This is a genomic window from Pseudomonas sp. B21-036, assembly GCF_024748925.1.
GTDB lineage: Bacteria > Pseudomonadota > Gammaproteobacteria > Pseudomonadales > Pseudomonadaceae > Aquipseudomonas > Aquipseudomonas palmensis.
Map to the genome: position 1 here is coordinate 4006251 of NZ_CP087178.1, position 17279 is coordinate 4023529.

The window sequence follows — 17279 nt, forward strand, 5'->3', positions numbered from 1 at the left end:
GTTTTTTCGTTTTGGTCTTCAGCCCGGGCCAGGGCTGCCTGGCGATACAGGCTGCGACAGGCTATTGCTGCCCGATTGGAAAGAACTGCCCCGCACTCCATACGCCCAGCCATGGCTGCCCATCGATGTCACGTGTTACAGCCAGCTCTACCAGCTGGTAAAACACGCTGCGATGGATCAGCGCCTCGAGGTTGCTGCGCATGTGCACGTAAGGCGAAGGCTCCTGTGTCAGCGGGTCGATCACGAAACGCAGCGAGTGCTCGGGCCCGGCCTCGACCACATCCTCCACATTACTGGTGAAGCGCAGCACCTGCTGCTCACCACTGCCCTGCACGTCCATGAGCACCGCCACGAACGGCGCATCATCGACCTGGATTCCGACCTTTTCCACAGGCGTGACCAGAAAGTAGTCATCCCCGTCGCGACGGATGATGGTGGAGAACAGACGCACCATCGGCTTGCGACCAATCGGGGTGCCCAGGTAGTACCAGGTACCGTCGCGGGCGATTCGCATGTCGATGTCGCCGCAGAAGTCCGGATTCCACAGGTGGACCGGCGCCGGGCCTTTGCCGACCTTCGGGAGTTGCGCCAACAGGTCATTGGCCTTGCCGGTATCCACCATCATCTGCTCCTCAGCGGCTCATGCCCAACAAACTGCGAGCGTAATCCTCAAGCGGTGCCGCAATCAAATCCTGCGGCTGATTGTCGTGGAACGTCAGCAAACCGCCACGGCTGCGGATGCTCACGGTATCGATCAGATAGCGGGTACTGGTTTCGATCAACATCAGCTGAATTCTTCCGGTGTCGACACCCAGGCGGTCCACCGCCTGCTCGTCGTACCACTCGTCACCATTGCCGATACGGTTGTCGGCCTTGGCAAAACGCGCATACAGCAGGTAATGCGCGCCCACGTCGCGCGCCTGGGACAAGGCATCCTCCAGCCCCAGCGGACCCTCGGCACGTCGCACCAGCGGGAAGTACTCGACAAAGGCCTTGAAGGCTTCCTCGGCCACCACGTTGGGCCGCGGATAGGCATTGCCCGGCGGCACGAACACGCCCTGACCGATGAAGACGAACGAGTCGGGCTGCAGGCGCACCGACAACGAACGGCGGGTTTCGCTATGGTCGAGCAGGCCGGCGTCGCTCATGTGGTAGCGCACACCTTCGCCCATATCGCTCACATTCATGCAGCCACCCAGCGCCATCAGCGCCAGCAGCAGAACCAGGCTACGCATCTTTCCTCCAGAAGCCGGTGACGGAAAACCGGCGAACAGCCGCCAGATGCAGGTTTTGCGCCAGCTGGAGGGTATGGCTCAACCGCCGATGATCTTCATCACCGTGGCACCGCCTGAAAATGCCACGGCCTGCTTGTCCCCCAGGGCCTTCATCAACATGCCCTGCAAGGCCGGCAACGCCTGGTGGCGCGGCTTGTCGAGCAGATCACCGATGAAATGCCTGTTGCTCGACGACAGGCAGCCATGCAGCCACCCGGTAGAAGACAGACGCAGGCGCGAGCAGGTTCGGCAGAACGGCACGCTTTCGTTGGCGATCACGCCGAAGTGGCCTTGCCCCGGCACCCGGTAGCGCAATGCAGTGGCGTCCACTGGCGCATCGGCCTGGGCGTACTCGTGATGCTCGCCGATCAGTTGCAGCAACTGCTCCAGGCTCACGAACTGCTGCAGGAAAGCGTTGTGGTCGCTGGCCAGGTGCCCCATGCGCATCAGTTCGATAAAGCGCAGTTCATAGCCACGGGCCAGGCAGTAGTCGAGCAGCGGCAGCACCTGATCGAGGTTGCGCCCGCGCAGTGGCACCATGTTCACCTTGATCTTCATGCCGGCGTCGCTGGCCTTGTGCATGCCATCGAGCACGCTGGCCAGATCCCCGCCACGGGAGATCCCGCGGAAGGCATCGGCGTCGAGGGTATCAAGGGAGACGTTCAGGCGCCGGATGCCGGCATCCAGCAGCAATGGCAGCTTGCGCGCGAGCAACTGGCCATTGGTGGTCAGGGCGATGTCATCGAGGCCGAGCACCGACACGCCAGCCAGGAAGGCTTCGAGCTTGGGACTGACCAGGGGTTCGCCACCGGTGATACGCAGGCGCTCGATACCGGCAGCTTCGATCAGCCAGGCCACCCCACGCACCATGGCCTGGGCCGAGAGCTCATCCTGCGCTGCGACCAGACGCTTGCCGTCCGGCACGCAATAGGTGCAGGCATAGTTGCACGCCGCGGTGAGGCTGACGCGCAGGTTGCGAAAACGTCTGCCTTGACGGTCGACGATCATGGAGCACTCCGGCAAGTGTGAATCGGGCCTGCAAAACCTGACTCAGAAATCAGTTTTTTGCAAGCCTCTTACCTGAGTATATGCCTGCACGGCGCCAGCGAGCATTCAGCTGCCAGATGGCTCCGGGTCGCGCTTGCGCTTGTTGCCCATGCGCACGCCAATGTCCATGAGGAACTGGAAGAAGCCTTCCTGGTCCTCCAGCACATTGCTCCAGAACGGCGAGTGATACAGTGCCACCGCGCCATGCACCAGGGCCCAGGCTGCGCAGTAGTGGAAATACGGCGGCACGTCCTCGAGCTTGCCCTCGGTGATGCGCCCCTTGATCAGCAGGGTCAGGCGCTCGAAGTTTGAGGCACGGATCTTGTGCAGCTCCTCGACCATTTCCGGCACCTGGTTGCCTTTGACCACCTTCTCTTCGAGGCGGTCGAACAGGCGGTAGCGCTGCGGGTCGCGCATGCGGAATTCGAAGTAGGCACGCGACAGGGCCTCCTTGTCGCGATCCACATCGGCAGAGTGCAGCAGTTCGTTCAAATCGCGCTCGTAGTCGAGCATCAGGCGCAGGTAGATCTCCGCCTTGGACTTGAAGTGCTTGTAGATCGTGCCTTTGCCGATACCCACGGCGTCAGCGATCATCTCGACGGTGACACTGTCTTCACCCTGTTCGAGAAACAGCTTGAGCGCGGTATCGAGAATCTCTTGCTCTCGGCGACGAAACTCACGGACCTTACGAGGTTCTTTCTGCATAAGAAGGACTGGATCAAAATCGAAGCCCGTTATTATGCCTAACTTGCGCAAAAATGCACGGATCATCCGCGCATGCCTATGTTTCTTGATGAGTTTGAACAGGCCGGCGACCCGGTTGCCCGAAGCGGACCTCCCCTTCCCCCTGCCCCAGACGTGCAATCCAGGCGGTCAGGCGCACGGCAGAGCAATGCGTGCTCAGCAGGGCCGCACGTATTCCAAATCTGTTTAAAAAACGATCAACCCTTGGTGGAATCGCGGCGAACCTGACCAATACTTGAGGTGTTGGCGCGACGCATCCCCCCAAGTGACGCGCCGATAAGGGTGAACACGGACCGCTCGCCTTTGTTTTACTCCTAATGGTCTTAACCCGGATTCCCCCCCAGAACCCGGGTTTTTTTTTGCCCGCGCGACCGCCACGGCGCCCGCGCAGCGGGGTCAGGCCACCCGCACCCGTGCCAGGGGGAACAGACGCCTGAAGTTCTCGGTGGTCTGTTGCGCCAGCTGCTCGTAACGCTCCCCCCGCACCAACGCGATGAACTCCGCCACGTCACGCACATACTCCGGCAAGTTCGGCTTGCCGCGGTGCGGAATCGGCGCCAGGTACGGTGAGTCGGTCTCTACCAGCAAACGATCTGCCGGCACCTGCCGCGCCACATCACGCAACGCGTCGGCATTGCGGAACGTGACAATCCCCGACAACGAAATGTAATACCCCAGGTCCAGCGCTGCCTTGGCCATCTCCCAGTCTTCGGTGAAGCAGTGCAGCACGCCTGCCTGCGGCAATGCCGCCTCGCGCAGCAGGGTCAGGGTATCGGCGCGCGCCGCACGGGTGTGGATGACCACCGGCTTGCCGGTGAGCCTGGCCGCCTCCAGGTGCAGGCGAAACGACGCCTGTTGCAACTGTGCAGCCTCGGGCTCGTAGTGATAGTCCAGCCCGGTCTCACCAATGGCCACCACCTCGGGGTGGTTCAGTTCGCCGAGCAGCCAGTCCAGCGCCGGCGCTTCGCCTGGCGCCAGGTCCAGCGGGTGAATGCCGACCGAGCAGTCCACATCAGGGTAGCGCGCTGCCAGCGCCCTGACCTGGGCCGCATTGTCGGCACTTACGCCGATGCACAGGAAATGCCCGACACCCCGTGCCCGCGCGGCATCCAGCGCGGCATCCAGGGAGCCACCATGGGCGGCGAGGTCGAGACGGTCGAGGTGGCAATGGGAATCTACAAGCATGGGCGTAATGACAACACTGAAAATGGAGGATCGAAAGGCCAGCTCAACGCTGACCCGGCAACAGGGCCCAGGAGGCCAGCAACGCTTCGAGCAACAGCACGCGGTTGAGGTTGGCCTTGTTCAACACCTTCTGGCGCTGCACAAGAATCCAGTCCTGGATATCCAGCACCTTGCCCTGCGGGCTTTTCTGGGCAAGGTACTGCACGACCTTGCGCATGTCGGCCAGCCCCAGGCCCTCTTCGTCCTGGGTCAGCTGATAGCGCAGGATCAGGTTGGACCAGTCGCAGAACCAGTCGAACAGCAACAACAGCGGGATGCTGTTCCAGCCTTCGGCCAACTGGGTCGCGGACTGCTGCTGCTTGAGCAGCTTCTTGACCCCCTCGACCACCTGCGCGCGCTGCTCGCGCACACCTTGGGCCTGCAGGCTGACAGCCAGCAGTGGCGAACCTGCTGCAAGGCTCAGCAGTTCGTGGCGCTCGGCCTCGTCACTGTCGGGTAACGCGGCTGCCAGCCACGCCTCGCTCTGCGCCTGACTTGGCAACGGGCAGGCCTGTTGCTGGCAACGGCTCCTGATGGTCGGCAGCAACCGGCTGGGCTGGTGACTGACCAGCAACAGCACGGTATCGCCCGAAGGCTCTTCGAGGCTCTTGAGCAAGGCGTTGGCAGCGTTGATGTTCATTGCCTCGACCGGCTCGATGAGAATCACCTTGCGTCCACCCATCTGCGCGGTCTGCACCACGAAGCTGACCAGGTCGCGCACCTGGTCGACCTTGATCGGCTTGTCGGCCTCTTCAGGCTCCAGGATGTAGTTGTCCGGGTGACTGCCCGCCTTCAGTAACTGGCACGACTTGCAGTGCCCGCACGCCTCAAGCCCCTCGGGCTGGCGGCACAGCAGAAACGCCATCAGGCGCTCGGCCAGCGCCCGCTTGCCGATGCCTTGCGGGCCGTGCAACAGGTACGCATGGGCATGCTGTGTGCGCCCGGCCAGTTGCTGCCAGAGCGTCGCCTGCCACGGGTAGGCCTCAGCCACGGCAACGCTCCAGGATCTGCGGCAGCAACGCATCCAGGGCGAGTTGAACCCGGGCCAGCGGTTGCGCGGCATCGACCAGGTGATAGCGCGCCGGGTCGGCGGCTGCGCGGGCCAGGTAGGCCTGGCGAACAGCCTGGAAAAACGCCTGGCCTTCCTGCTCGAAGCGATCCAGCCGCCCGCGCGCCGCTGCGCGCGAAAGGCCGACCTCCACCGGCAGGTCGAACACCAGGGTCAGGTCGGGGCGCAGGTCGCCCTGGACGAAGGTTTCAAGGGTGGCAATGCGCTCGACCGACAGCCCGCGGCCACCGCCCTGGTAGGCATAGGTGGCATCGGTGAAACGGTCGCACAGGACGATGGCGCCCCGCGCAAGCGCCGGGCGGATCACCTGGGCCAGGTGCTGGGCGCGCGCGGCGAACACCAGCAACAGCTCGGTGTCGGCATCCATCGTCTCATCGCTGGGGGCCAGCAACAGTTCGCGGATGCGCTCGGCCAGCGGGGTGCCGCCCGGCTCGCGGGTCAGCACCACATCCAGCCCGTGGGCGCGCAGGTGCTCGGCCAGGTACTCGCGATTGGTGCTCTTGCCCGCGCCTTCGGGACCTTCCAGGGTGATAAACAAGCCGCTCACAGGCAGTCCTTAATCAGGGTCATTGCGGGGTAGGTTCGCTGGCCGGGGGAACATCCGGCTGCACCGAGGGCTCGGCAGGCCGCGGTGCAGCCTGGGGCGCCTCGGATGCAGGAACCTCGTTCGGGGTGTCGCCGGCGCTTGGCGCCGGGCTTGAACGGTAGTCGGCACGCCGCTTGATCTGGTACTCGCGCACGGCAGAATTGTGCGCCCCCAGGTCGTCGGAGAACACATGGCTGCCATCGCCCCGCGCGACGAAGTACAGGCTGCTGCCCGGCTCCGGGTTCAAGGCCGCGTGAATGGCTTCACGCCCGACCATGGCAATCGGCGTCGGCGGCAAGCCGGCGATCACGTAGGTGTTGTAGGGCGTGGGCTCACGCAGGTCGGCGCGGGTGATCTTGCCGTTGTAGCGTTCGCCCATGCCATAGATCACGGTAGGGTCGGTCTGCAGCAGCATGCCGATCTGCAGGCGACGCACGAAGACGCCGGCGATCTGACCACGCTCCTGTGGCACGCCGGTTTCCTTCTCGACCAGCGAGGCCATGATCAGCGCCTGGTAAGGGTCGCGATAGGGCGCAGCCGGGGAGCGCTCGTTCCACTCCTTGGCCAGCACCTCCTCCAGGCGCGCGTACGCCTGCTGCAGGAACTCGACATCGCTCATGCCGCGCACGAACCGATAGGTATCAGGGAAGAAGCGCCCCTCGGGGAACACGCCCGGGTGCCCGAGCTTGTCCATGACCTCGCTGTCGCTCAGGCCATCCAGGGTCTGGCGGATCTTTTCATGTCTGGCCAGTGCCGAGCGCACCTGGCGGAAATTCCAGCCCTCGACCAGGGTCAGGCTGTACTGCACCACGTCACCACGCCGCCACGCCTCGAACAGGTCGCGCACGTTCATGCCGGGGGTCATGCGGTACTCGCCGGTATGCAAAGCCACGCTCGGCATGTTGAAGCGCCAGTAAAGGCGCAGCCAGAAGGCGTCGCGAATCACGCCGTCCTGCTGCATGCGGTAGAACATGCGGTTGGGCGTGGTGCCGGTAGGAACATCGAGCAACCGCTCGCCGGTCAGGTGCAGCGGCTGCTCCAGCGCCGAGTGCACCTTCCAGGCCGAGAAGCCCAATAGCAGGCCAGCCAGGATCAACCCGGTCTCCAGCAGCACCAACAATTTACGTCTCACGAATCAGGCATCCAGTAGCGTACGGGCAATGGCCTGCAGTTTACGGGTGAGCGGCCCCGGCGACCAGTTCAGCGATGCAAATGCACGCACCGGCCATACGCCATACACGCTGTTGCACAGCAACACTTCGTCGGCCTGCTCGAGATCGGCCAGCGCCAGGTCGACCACACGGGCCGTGATACCGTGGCGCGGCGCCTCGTCCAGCAAGGCAGCGCGCATTACCCCGGCCACGCCGCAACGCGCCAGGTCGGCGGTGTACAGCACGCCATCGCGCACCACGAACAGGTTGCTGTAGACACCTTCGATCACGCGCCCGGATACATCACGCATCAAACCTTCAGCGTACTCGGCGCCCTGCCACTCGGCCCGTGCCAGTACCTGCTCCAGGCGATTGAGGTGCTTGAGCCCGGCAAGCAAGGGTTGCTCGGCCAGGCGGGTCTGGCAGGCAAACAGCCTTACCCCCTGCTCGGCGTTCTGCGGCGGGTAGCTGGCGGCGGGGCTGGCCTGAAGAATGCGACGCGGCGGTGCACCGGCAGCCGGGGCATAGCCGCGCTGACTGTCGCCACGGGTGAGAATGAGCTTGAGCACGCCATCACCCAGCAAGCCGGCATAACGGCATACCTCGTCGCGGATGAGTGGGTGATCGGCGTCGATCGCCAGGCGCTGGCAACCCAGCGCCAGGCGGTCGAGGTGATACGTCAGCAGCGAGGGCTGCCCGGCCCGCACGGCGATGGTCTCGAACAGACCATCGCCATAGGCCAGCCCGCGGCTGCCCAACGTCAGGGCGTCAGCCGGCAGGCCATCGACCCAGCTGTGCATCACTCGGCGAACCGGCGGAACACCAGCGAGCCATTGGTACCGCCAAAACCGAAGGAGTTCGACAGCACGACCTCGATCGGCATGTTGCGCGGCTGGTGCGGCACCAAGTCCAGGTCGCAGCCTTCATCCGGCTCATCGAGGTTGATGGTCGGCGGCGCCACTTGCCCATTGATGGACAGCACGCTGAAAATCGCCTCTACCGCGCCGGCAGCCCCCAGCAGGTGACCGGTCATCGACTTGGTCGAGCTCACGGCCAGCTTGTAGGCGTGCTCGCCGAACACCGACTTGATCGCTGCCACTTCGGCCAGGTCGCCGGCAGGCGTCGAGGTACCGTGGGCGTTGATGTAGCCGACTTCGCTGGGGTTCACGCCCGCATCGCGCAAGGCGTTGGCCATGCAGCGGGCCGCACCGGCACCGTTGTCGGGTGGCGAAGTCATGTGGTAGGCGTCGCCGCTCATGCCAAAACCAACCAGTTCGACATAGATGGTCGCACCGCGCGCCTTGGCGTGCTCGAGCTCTTCGAGCACCAGCGCACCGGCACCGTCGGACAGCACGAAACCGTCACGGCCCTTGTCCCACGGCCGGCTGGCACGGGTTGGCTCGTCGTTGCGCGTCGACAGCGCACGCGAAGCGCCAAAACCGCCCATACCCAGGCCACAGGCCGCCATCTCTGCGCCACCGGCGATCATCACGTCGGCTTCGCCGTAGGCGATATTGCGCGCCGCCATGCCGATGCAGTGCGTGCCCGTGGTGCAGGCAGTGGCAATGGCGTAGTTGGGCCCCTGTACACCCAGGTGGATCGACAGGAAACCGGAAATCATGTTGATGATCGAGCCTGGCACGAAGAACGGCGAAATGCGCCGCGGGCCTTGCTCGTGCAAGGTCCGGCTGGTTTCTTCGATATTGGTCAGGCCGCCGATGCCCGAACCCATGGCCACGCCGATACGCTCACGGTTGGCATCGGTGACTTCCAGCCCGGCATTGCGCACCGCCTGGAACCCGGCCGCCAGGCCGTATTGAATGAACAGATCGAGCTTGCGGGCTTCCTTGACCGACAGGTACTGCTCGACTTCAAAGCCCTTTACCGAGCCGCCAAAACGGGTGGAGTAGGCAGACAGGTCAGTATGCTCGATCAGACCTATGCCACTGCGGCCAGCCAGAATGCCTTGCCAACTGCTTGGCACATCCGTGCCCAGTGGCGACAGCATACCCATACCGGTGACCACGACGCGTCTACGCGACACAGCACTCTCCTTATTCTATGGTCTACATCTCATGCAAAGAAAAAACCGCACGCCAGTAACGGCAGTGCGGTTTTTCCATGACAAGAAGCGACGACTACAAAGTCTTAAGCCTGGTGGCTGGTGACGTAGTCGATGGCTGCTTGAACAGTAGTGATCTTCTCGGCTTCTTCGTCAGGGATTTCGGTCTCGAATTCCTCTTCCAGAGCCATCACCAGCTCAACGGTGTCAAGGGAATCGGCACCCAGATCTTCTACGAAGGAAGCGGTGTTGACCACTTCTTCTTCTTTAACGCCCAGTTGCTCGGCGACGATTTTCTTGACGCGTTCTTCGATGGTGCTCATACCTAGTTTTCACTCCTAATGGATATATGTCAGGCAGCTGGCCGGTGTGTAAGTTTATAGAAAGACGCCCGCTTTTCAAGCGTAATGCATCCCTCGAACTTCACACCCACCTGCCGCCTAGAATTTGGTTGCAGCTTTATAACGGATTTTAGACAGCTCGTATGACATTTTTTTGAAGCAATCCGTCACATTTAACTACATGTACATCCCGCCGTTGACCGGGACAGTCGCACCGGTCACGTAAGCTGCGCCGTCAGAGGCCAGGAACGCAACCACTTTCGCGATTTCGTCGACCTGGCCCAGACGACCCAGCGGAATCTGGTTTTGCAGCGCTTCACGCTGTGCCTCTGGCAGTTCGCGGGTCATGTCGGTATCGATGAAACCCGGCGCTACCGAGTTCACGGTGATCGCACGGGAGCCGACTTCACGCGCCAGGGCGCGGCTGAAGCCTTCCAGGCCGGCCTTGGCGGCGGCGTAGTTGACCTGGCCGACGTTACCCATGGCCCCAACGACCGAACCGATGCTGATGATACGACCCCAGCGCGCCTTGGTCATGCCGCGCAGCACGCCCTTGGACAGACGGTAGAGGCTGTTGAGGTTGGTATCGATGACGTCGAACCACTCGTCGTCTTTCATGCGCAGCATCAGGTTGTCGCGGGTGATGCCGGCGTTGTTGACCAGGATGGTCGGCGCACCGAACTGCACCTGGATAGATGCCAGGGTAGCGGTGACCGACTCGTCGCTGGTCACGTTCAGCTCCAGCCCGGTACCGGCGATGCCGTGCTCCTTGAGGGTCGCGGCAATACGCTCGGCGCCGGAGGCGGACGTGGCGGTACCGATGACGGTGGCGCCCAGACGCCCCAGTTCCAGGGCGATCGCCTGGCCAATGCCACGGCTGGCGCCGGTGACCAGTGCAACTTTACCTTGCAGGCTCATGCAAGTTTCTCCTAAATCAGGCCAGCGCCGCACGGGTGGCGGCGAAAGCATCCGGGGTATTGAGGTTGAAGGTGTTCACGCCGTCGGCGCAGCGCTTGTTCAAGCCGGCCAGCACTTTGCCGGGGCCGCACTCGACCAGTTGCACCGCGCCATTGGCAGCCAGGGTCTGCACGCATTCGACCCAGCGTACCGGCTTGTACAGCTGCTCCAGCAGGTCGCGTTTGAGGGTATCGAGATCGCCAGCCACGCCCGCACTGACGTTCTGCACCAGCGGGATCTGCGGGGCCTGCCAGTCGATGGCGTTCACCGATTCGGCAAACCGCTCGGCGGCCGGGCGCATCAGCTCGCAGTGCGACGGCACGCTGACCGGCAGCGGCAGCGCACGTTTGGCGCCGGCGGCCTTGCAGGCTTCCATGGCGCGCTCTACAGCAGCCTTGGCACCGGCAATGACAACCTGGCCCGGGGAGTTGAAGTTGACCGCACTGACCACCTCACCCTGCGCGGCCTGAGCACACAGGTCCACGACCACGGCGTCATCCAGGCCCAGAATCGCAGCCATGGCGCCCTGCCCGGCCGGCACGGCCTCCTGCATGAGCTCGCCGCGACGCTTGACCAGCTTGACCGCGTCACCCAGGCTCAGGCTGCCGGCAGCCACCAGCGCACTGTATTCACCCAGGCTGTGCCCGGAAACGAATGCAGGGCGCGCGCCACCTTCGGCCAGCCACAGGCGCCACAGGGCGATCGAGGCGGTCAGGATGGCCGGCTGGGTTTTGTCCGTCTGGTTGAGTTGTTCTTCCGGGCCCTGCTGGGTCAGTGCCCACAGGTCGTAACCGAGAGCCTCGGAGGCCTCACGGAAGGTATCGATGACCAGCGGGTACTGGGCGCCCAGCTCGGCAAGCATGCCGAGCGACTGCGAACCTTGGCCAGGAAAGACGAATGCGAGGGATGCAGACATTGAACAAGCCCCTAATGATCTTGTCGTCGAAAATAGCGCCCAGCCGGGGCTGAGCGCGAGAAAACTGACAATTGGATGGTAACGAGAACCAAGCGGTCACATTTATGCACGTCGTTGTGCCGATGCCTAAGGCAGCAGATCCTCCAGACGGCCGTGCAAGCGCTGCGGCAGGTTCTCCTGGATCTCGATCAGCGCCCGCTGTATCGCGCTCTGGAAACCCTGCACACCCGCCGAGCCATGACTCTTGATAACGATGCCCTGCAGGCCGAGAAAACTCGCGCCATTGTGGCGCGCCGGCGCAAGGTCGGCCTTCAGGCGACTGAGCAGCGGCATCGCCAGGGCACCTACCGCCCGCGCCATCAGGCCACGCTTGAACAGCGCCTCGATGCGCCCACCGATCATGGTGGCCAAGCCTTCGCTGGACTTGAGCAGGATATTGCCGACAAAGCCGTCGCACACCACCACATCCGCTTCGCCACGGTACAGGCCATCGCCTTCGACAAAGCCGATGTAGTTGAGGCCGCGGGCATTTTGCAGCAGCGTCGCAGCCAGCTTGACCTGCTGGTTGCCCTTGATGTCTTCGGTACCGATGTTGAGCAACGCCACGCGCGGCCGGGAAATGCCCAGCGCTTGCGCCACCACCGAGCCCATCACGGCGAACTGGAACAGGTGCTCGGCGCTGCAGTCGACGTTGGCCCCCAGATCAAGCAGCTGGCAATAGCCGGTCTGGGTCGGTATGGCCGCCACCATCGCCGGCCGATCGATGCCGGGCAGGGTCTTGAGCACATAGCGCGACAACGCCATCAGCGCGCCGGTGTTGCCGGCGCTCACGCAGGCCTGCACCTTGCCATCACGCAATAGTTCGAGGGCCACGCGCATCGACGAGTCGGGCTTGCCACGCAGCGCCTGGGACGGCCGCTCGTCCATGCCGATCACTTCGCTGGCCGGCACAATATGCAGGCGCGCGCGATCCGCTGCCGACTGGCCAGCGATCAGATCTTCAAGGAGGGAGGGTTGACCGACGAGGGTCAGGTGCAGCGAGGGAGTAGCCGACAGGCAAGCAATGCTGGCCTGAACAATGCTGCGGGGACCGAAGTCCCCGCCCATTGCGTCAATCGCGATCTGAGCGGACAAGGATTACTCGTCAGCGCCCTTGTCGATCACTTTGCGACCACGGTATACGCCTTCTGGCGATACGTGGTGACGCAGGTGCACTTCACCAGTGGTTTTCTCTACGGACAGAGCGTTTTCCGAGAGAGCGTCGTGCGAACGGCGCATGTCACGGGCAGAGCGGGATTTTTTGTTCTGCTGAACAGCCATAATTGATTAACTCCTAAACGTTTGGGTCACGCTTTAACTGCGCCAATACACTGAACGGGTTGGACCGCGTTACCTCGTCCTTGCTCGGTTCGGGCTCATCGGCGCCCGCCGGCTGCTGGCATTCTTCCGGATGATGAGCAGGCACGATGGGCAAGGCGAGCAGAAGCTCTTCCTCGACCAATGCTTGCAGATCCAAAGGATCTTCGCCCAGTTCCAGCACGTCATAACCTTTCGGTAACGACTGGGTATTCGCACCCTCTTTCACCACAGCATATGTAGATTCGCTGTGGATCGGCAGGGTGACCAGCTCAAGACAACGCTGGCAAACCATCTTGACCTCGACGGTCAGAGCACTGTGGATAACCACGGTTTTCTGTTCGTCTCGCTCAAAATCGAATTTAGCCTGCACCGTACCGACATCGTCGGAAAGCGGGTCGCAGAGTCTCTCCAAATCGGCGAGTAGCAGCGTTCCTTCGAGAGAAACACCACGATCGGCCAATTTGCGCGGGTCAACGTGAGGTGGAATCGGGTCATTCAACATAGGCGCAGCATTCTAGGGATGCCCCCCGCCCCTGTCAAAGGAAATTCGGCCCCGTTCAACATGTTAGAATCGGCGCACCTGCTCAGGAGTTCATCATGCTGCCCTTGTTACTGGCTTCCAGCTCACCCTACCGGCGCGAATTGCTGGCGCGACTGCAACTGCCCTTTGCCTGGGCAGCGCCCGATATCGACGAACAGCGCATCGGCGAAGAGCCCGCCCCAGAGCTGGTCAAGCGCCTGGCCAGGCACAAGGCCGAGGCATTGGCTGCCAGCCATCCGGGGCATCTTATCATCGGCTCCGACCAGGTTGCCGTGCTGGGCGAACAGATTCTGGGCAAGCCACACACCTTCGAAAAGGCCTGCGAGCAATTGCTGGCTGCGAGCGGCAATCACGTCACCTTCCTGACCGGCGTGGCGCTGCTCAATACCCAGAGCGGCCATTGCGAGGTCGATTGCGTTCCATTTACCGTGCACATGCGCGAACTGGACCTGCCACGCATCGAACGCTACCTGCACGCTGAGCAACCCTATGACTGCGCCGGCAGCTTCAAGTGCGAAGGGCTGGGGGTGAGCCTGTTCCAAAGCACCCACGGCTGCGATGCCACCAGCCTGGTGGGACTGCCGCTGATCCGACTGGTCGACATGCTGCTCAAGGAAGGGGTGAGCATACCGTGAGGGCAAGCCAATACCAGCAATAAAAAACCGGCCATCTGGCCGGTTTTTCATTAATCAGCACTCTCAGCGCAGTGCCGGCCCCTGAAAGCCCATCCACATAGCCAGGTGCTCGGCGACGCTGGCACCCAGGCGCTTGGAGAAGCGATCAAACGGCGACTCTTCGACGGTGAAATCAACCAGGGTCTTCTCCCCCACCACCTCACGCGCCACATAATCGGCATTACCCAGGGCGTCCACCAGCCCCAGCTGCACGGCCTGCTCACCCGACCAGATCAGCCCGCTGAACAGCTCGGGATGCTCCTTGTCCTTGAGCCGCTCGCCGCGCCCCTGCTTCACACTGGCAATGAACTGCTTGTGGGTGGTGTCCAGCACACCCTGCCAGAAGGCCGTTTCGTCCGGTTTCTGCGGCTGGAATGGATCAAGGAAGGCCTTGTGCTCACCCGCCGTATAGGTACGACGCTCGACACCCAGCTTCTCCATGGTGCCGACAAAGCCGTAGCCAGCTGCCGTCACACCAATCGAGCCCACCAGGCTGGCCTTGTCGGCATAGATCTGGTCAGCCGCACTGGCGATATAGTAGGCACCCGACGCACCCAGGTCGCTGATGACCGCGTACACCTTGACCGACGGCTTGGCGGCCTGCAGACGACGAATCTCGTCATAGATGTAGCCAGACTGCACCGGGCTGCCGCCCGGGCTGTTGATACGCAGCACTACCGCCTTGGTCTTGGCGTCGTCGAAGGCCGCACGCAGGCTGGCTATCACGTTGTCGGCGCTGGCCGGCTCCTTGTCCGCAATGATCCCGCGCACCTCGATCAGCGCCGTATGGCTCGCGCCACGGGCGGCGGTCTTGTCGATATCCATCAGCGGCGAAAACAGGGCCAGGATGCCGAACAGGTACACGAACGTCAGCAGCTTGAAAAAAATACCCCAGCGCCGGGCCCGACGCTGCTCCTGCACGCCCGCCAGCAAGGTCTTCTCGAGCAGCTTCCAGCTGGTGCGCTCTTCGTTCTTTTCGGCGTCAGGCGCCTTCCACTCGTCAGTCATGCTCACCTACCCTGGAAATTCGATTGCAGCGGTTCGGCCTAGCCACGCCTGCAATTGTGAAAAGTGCTGTATGGACAACTGCGGCTCGTAAACGCTCAATGCCTCGAGCGAGAGCGCACCATGCCCCACCGCCACCGAATGCATGCCGGCATTGCGCGCCATCAGCAGGTCGAATGACGAATCGCCCACCATCAACGCACGGCTCGCCGGCACCTGGCAATGGGCCAGGATCTCCTCGAGCATGCGCGGGTGCGGCTTGCCCATGGTTTCGTCGGCAGCCCGGGTAATGTCGAAGAACGTTTCCCAGCCATTGGCCACCAGCACCCGGTCCAGGCCGCGACGCGCCTTGCCGGTAGCGACTGCCAGGCGATAGCCATCGGCCCTGAACGACTCGAGGGCCTCGACCACGCCGGGGTACAGCGGCGACGGCTGGGTATCCAGGGCCATATAGATGTCGGCGTAATGCTGACGAAACGCCATGACTTCAGGCTGATCCAGATGCGGATAAAGCGTGCTGATCGCCTCGGGCAGCGCCAGGCCGATGATGCCCTTGACCGCCTCGTCCGAGCACAGCGCATAGCCGGCACGCTCGGCCGAGCGATGCATCGCTTCGACGATGCGCCCGATCGAATCGGCCAGCGTGCCGTCCCAATCGAAGATCAGCAGGTCGTAATCACGGCGCACTCAAACGCTCCACGGTCTTGGCCCACATGTCGTCCACCGGCGCCTCCAGCTTCAGCTCGCCGCCATCGGGCAACGGCACGGTCAGCGCATAGGCGTGCAGGAACAGGCGCTTGCCGCCCAGCTCGCGGATCTCGCGAGTGAAATCCTCGTCGCCATACTTGCTGTCGCCGGCGATGCAATGCCCGGCATGCAGGGCATGCACGCGAATCTGGTGGGTACGGCCAGTAATCGGGCGTGCCTCGACCATGGTCGCGAAATCGCCGAAACGGCGCAGCACGCGAAACAGGGTGAGCGCCTCCTTGCCTTCGTCGTTGATTTCCACCATCCGCTCGCCGGAACGCAGGTTGCTCTTGAGCAGCGGCGCATTGACCTGCTTCTTGGCCGTGGCCCAGTGACCACGCACCAGCGCCATGTAGCGCTTGTCGACGCCGTCACCGCGCAACGCGGCATGCAGATGGCGCAACATGCTGCGCTTCTTGGCGATCATCAGCAGACCGGAGGTATCGCGATCGAGCCGATGCACCAGCTCCAGCTCCTTGGTATCCGGGCGCAACTGACGAAAGGCTTCGATCACACCGTAGTTCAGCCCGCTGCCGCCGTGCACGGCGATGCCAGCAGGCTTGTTGAGCACGATCAGGGCCTTGTCTTCGTACACGATGGCCGCTTCGAGTCGCTGAAGCAGGCCCTGTGCCAGCGGCACCGGCTCGTCACGCTCAGGCAGACGAACGGGCGGCACGCGCACGATATCGCCGGCCTGCAATTTGTACTCTGGCTTGATCCGTCCCTTGTTCACCCGCACTTCGCCTTTGCGCAAAATGCGATAAATCAAGGTCTTGGGAACGCCCTTGAGTGCAGTGATCAGGAAGTTGTCGATCCGTTGGCCGGCAAGTTCCGGCGCGACCTCGATCAGCTGGACGCCGGAGGTCGGAGGGGTAGTAGTCGTCATTTGCGAATCATAACAATTTTTTATGGATTTGAAGCACTTAATGATTGCTGCTATAGTCGCGAACGCCGCCAAAAGCGGCTGGCCAGCGGACCAATGGCTTTGAGCCGGCCCTGACCTACGCAATTCTCGAGGACGCGAGGCCGTCCGACGGGGCTTTCGCCAGTTTACAGAAGTGCCTGGAATCGCTACCAGCGCCGATGAGAGAAGACCGATAAAAAACAACAAGAGCGGTGTTTGACCCTCCTGCACGTTTTTTTCGATGCCCACTCCTTCAGTGCAGTCGCTTTCACGCAGTCACGGCGAATGCTTCGGAAATACCAGCCTTAGCCATAGAAAGCGCGGGCTCCCGTATGGAGCTGGCGATAACTGCAACCCGTTGCGGATTCAGCGCGCGGCAGCACCCGAATTATCAGGGATACGTGTAGGGTGGAGATGCACAACCGTCGGACCGTGTAGCACTGCGTCCAGTCCACAGGCCCTCTGGCCCGCGACCGGACCCGGTCTTGATCAAGATGCCCCAGGGTGTCCACGGCCGAAGGCTGATTCCTCCTCCTGACTGAGTGCATTTGACACCACAGCTAGCAGGACGCGTCGTCGCGACTTCGGCAGCACTGGGCGACCAGTCCGACCGCAAGCCGCTGGACACGGGATGGTCCGCCACCCCTGACGCACCCTGACACCGACCGTGAGAAGTCG

20 protein-coding genes are annotated in these 17279 nt (G+C 62.7%); 1 reads left to right on the top strand and 19 read right to left on the bottom strand.

What is annotated here, in order from left to right; all coding sequences use genetic code 11:
- Positions 1–61: 61 nt before the first annotated feature.
- The 16 genes from LOY33_RS17990 to LOY33_RS18065 all read right to left on the bottom strand — a co-directional run bounded on the left by LOY33_RS17990 (position 62) and on the right by LOY33_RS18065 (position 13232).
- Complete coding sequence (locus LOY33_RS17990) at positions 62–622, bottom strand: DUF1285 domain-containing protein (RefSeq protein ID WP_258659470.1); 561 nt, start codon at positions 620–622, stop codon at positions 62–64.
- Between the two features lie 10 nt (positions 623–632).
- Entirely contained in the window at positions 633–1235 is a 603-nt protein-coding gene (locus LOY33_RS17995) for a DUF4823 domain-containing protein (RefSeq protein ID WP_043862868.1), read from the bottom strand.
- A 78-nt stretch (positions 1236–1313) separates the two neighbouring features.
- Positions 1314–2282, bottom strand: coding sequence for a GTP 3',8-cyclase MoaA (locus LOY33_RS18000; protein ID WP_043862869.1), 969 nt, complete (start codon positions 2280–2282; stop codon positions 1314–1316).
- A 105-nt stretch (positions 2283–2387) separates the two neighbouring features.
- Entirely contained in the window at positions 2388–3026 is a 639-nt protein-coding gene (locus LOY33_RS18005; protein WP_054915804.1) for a TetR/AcrR family transcriptional regulator, read from the bottom strand.
- Between the two features lie 435 nt (positions 3027–3461).
- Positions 3462–4250: a TatD family hydrolase gene (locus LOY33_RS18010; RefSeq protein WP_054915805.1), complete on the bottom strand. Its 789-nt coding sequence runs from the start codon at positions 4248–4250 to the stop codon at positions 3462–3464.
- A gap of 43 nt (positions 4251–4293) precedes the next feature.
- Positions 4294–5280 (bottom strand): DNA polymerase III subunit delta', encoded by a 987-nt coding sequence (locus LOY33_RS18015; RefSeq protein WP_058541076.1) that lies wholly within the window; start codon positions 5278–5280, stop codon positions 4294–4296.
- Complete coding sequence (tmk, locus tag LOY33_RS18020; RefSeq protein WP_054915807.1) at positions 5273–5905, bottom strand: dTMP kinase; 633 nt, start codon at positions 5903–5905, stop codon at positions 5273–5275. The genes LOY33_RS18015 and tmk overlap by 8 nt, the downstream gene beginning before the upstream one ends.
- Before the next feature lie 19 nt (positions 5906–5924).
- Positions 5925–7076, bottom strand: a complete 1152-nt coding sequence (gene mltG / locus LOY33_RS18025; RefSeq protein WP_258659471.1) for an endolytic transglycosylase MltG — start codon at positions 7074–7076, stop codon at positions 5925–5927.
- Positions 7077–7079: 3 nt separating this feature from the next.
- Entirely contained in the window at positions 7080–7895 is an 816-nt protein-coding gene (pabC, locus tag LOY33_RS18030; protein WP_058541074.1) for an aminodeoxychorismate lyase, read from the bottom strand.
- Positions 7895–9139: a beta-ketoacyl-ACP synthase II gene (fabF, locus tag LOY33_RS18035; RefSeq protein ID WP_258659472.1), complete on the bottom strand. Its 1245-nt coding sequence runs from the start codon at positions 9137–9139 to the stop codon at positions 7895–7897. Before fabF ends, pabC begins: the two co-directional genes overlap by 1 nt.
- A 104-nt stretch (positions 9140–9243) precedes the next feature.
- Positions 9244–9480 (bottom strand): acyl carrier protein, encoded by a 237-nt coding sequence (gene acpP / locus LOY33_RS18040; protein WP_003175607.1) that lies wholly within the window; start codon positions 9478–9480, stop codon positions 9244–9246.
- Between the two features lie 195 nt (positions 9481–9675).
- Positions 9676–10416 carry a 3-oxoacyl-ACP reductase FabG gene (gene fabG, locus LOY33_RS18045; protein WP_043862877.1) on the bottom strand — a complete coding sequence of 247 codons (741 nt, stop codon included), beginning with the start codon at positions 10414–10416 and terminating at the stop codon, positions 9676–9678.
- A 16-nt stretch (positions 10417–10432) separates the two neighbouring features.
- Positions 10433–11371, bottom strand: coding sequence for an ACP S-malonyltransferase (gene fabD, locus LOY33_RS18050; RefSeq protein ID WP_100634427.1), 939 nt, complete (start codon positions 11369–11371; stop codon positions 10433–10435).
- A 126-nt stretch (positions 11372–11497) separates the two neighbouring features.
- Positions 11498–12505, bottom strand: coding sequence for a phosphate acyltransferase PlsX (gene plsX / locus LOY33_RS18055; RefSeq protein WP_408980659.1), 1008 nt, complete (start codon positions 12503–12505; stop codon positions 11498–11500).
- Between the two features lie 3 nt (positions 12506–12508).
- Positions 12509–12691, bottom strand: coding sequence for a 50S ribosomal protein L32 (rpmF, locus tag LOY33_RS18060; RefSeq protein WP_010223221.1), 183 nt, complete (start codon positions 12689–12691; stop codon positions 12509–12511).
- 13 nt (positions 12692–12704) lie between these two features.
- Positions 12705–13232 carry a YceD family protein gene (locus LOY33_RS18065; protein WP_054915811.1) on the bottom strand — a complete coding sequence of 176 codons (528 nt, stop codon included), beginning with the start codon at positions 13230–13232 and terminating at the stop codon, positions 12705–12707.
- 95 nt (positions 13233–13327) lie between these two features.
- On the opposite strand from LOY33_RS18065, the gene LOY33_RS18070 reads away from it, so the two are divergent.
- Complete coding sequence (locus tag LOY33_RS18070; protein WP_043862881.1) at positions 13328–13906, top strand: nucleoside triphosphate pyrophosphatase; 579 nt, start codon at positions 13328–13330, stop codon at positions 13904–13906.
- A gap of 63 nt (positions 13907–13969) precedes the next feature.
- Here the strand turns inward: LOY33_RS18070 and sppA are convergent, their stop codons facing one another.
- Genes sppA through rluC form a run of 3 tightly spaced genes read right to left on the bottom strand, consistent with a single transcriptional unit; the run spans position 13970 to position 16583 of the window.
- A complete protein-coding gene (gene sppA, locus LOY33_RS18075; protein WP_058541100.1) occupies positions 13970–14953 on the bottom strand; it encodes a signal peptide peptidase SppA in 984 nt (327 codons plus the stop codon).
- Positions 14954–14959: 6 nt separating this feature from the next.
- Entirely contained in the window at positions 14960–15637 is a 678-nt protein-coding gene (locus LOY33_RS18080; RefSeq protein WP_054915813.1) for an HAD-IA family hydrolase, read from the bottom strand.
- Positions 15627–16583, bottom strand: coding sequence for a 23S rRNA pseudouridine(955/2504/2580) synthase RluC (gene rluC / locus LOY33_RS18085; RefSeq protein ID WP_088514322.1), 957 nt, complete (start codon positions 16581–16583; stop codon positions 15627–15629). The genes LOY33_RS18080 and rluC overlap by 11 nt, the downstream gene beginning before the upstream one ends.
- Between the last annotated feature and the right edge of the window lie 696 nt (positions 16584–17279).

Excerpts from the sequence above, each read along its gene's own strand:
- pabC (WP_058541074.1), bottom strand. The coding sequence starts at position 7,895 with ATGCACAGCTGGGTCGATGGCCTGCCGGCTGACGCCCTGACGTTGGGC.
- rluC (WP_088514322.1), bottom strand. The coding sequence starts at position 16,583 with ATGACGACTACTACCCCTCCGACCTCCGGCGTCCAGCTGATCGAGGTC.
- LOY33_RS18000 (WP_043862869.1), bottom strand. The coding sequence starts at position 2,282 with ATGATCGTCGACCGTCAAGGCAGACGTTTTCGCAACCTGCGCGTCAGC.
- LOY33_RS18070 (WP_043862881.1), top strand. The coding sequence starts at position 13,328 with ATGCTGCCCTTGTTACTGGCTTCCAGCTCACCCTACCGGCGCGAATTG.
- acpP (WP_003175607.1), bottom strand. The coding sequence starts at position 9,480 with ATGAGCACCATCGAAGAACGCGTCAAGAAAATCGTCGCCGAGCAACTG.
- LOY33_RS18010 (WP_054915805.1), bottom strand. The coding sequence starts at position 4,250 with ATGCTTGTAGATTCCCATTGCCACCTCGACCGTCTCGACCTCGCCGCC.
- LOY33_RS18065 (WP_054915811.1), bottom strand. The coding sequence starts at position 13,232 with ATGTTGAATGACCCGATTCCACCTCACGTTGACCCGCGCAAATTGGCC.
- fabD (WP_100634427.1), bottom strand. The coding sequence starts at position 11,371 with ATGTCTGCATCCCTCGCATTCGTCTTTCCTGGCCAAGGTTCGCAGTCG.
- LOY33_RS17995 (WP_043862868.1), bottom strand. The coding sequence starts at position 1,235 with ATGCGTAGCCTGGTTCTGCTGCTGGCGCTGATGGCGCTGGGTGGCTGC.
- sppA (WP_058541100.1), bottom strand. The coding sequence starts at position 14,953 with ATGACTGACGAGTGGAAGGCGCCTGACGCCGAAAAGAACGAAGAGCGC.
- fabG (WP_043862877.1), bottom strand. The coding sequence starts at position 10,416 with ATGAGCCTGCAAGGTAAAGTTGCACTGGTCACCGGCGCCAGCCGTGGC.
- rpmF (WP_010223221.1), bottom strand. The coding sequence starts at position 12,691 with ATGGCTGTTCAGCAGAACAAAAAATCCCGCTCTGCCCGTGACATGCGC.
- LOY33_RS18005 (WP_054915804.1), bottom strand. The coding sequence starts at position 3,026 with ATGCAGAAAGAACCTCGTAAGGTCCGTGAGTTTCGTCGCCGAGAGCAA.
- LOY33_RS17990 (WP_258659470.1), bottom strand. The coding sequence starts at position 622 with ATGGTGGATACCGGCAAGGCCAATGACCTGTTGGCGCAACTCCCGAAG.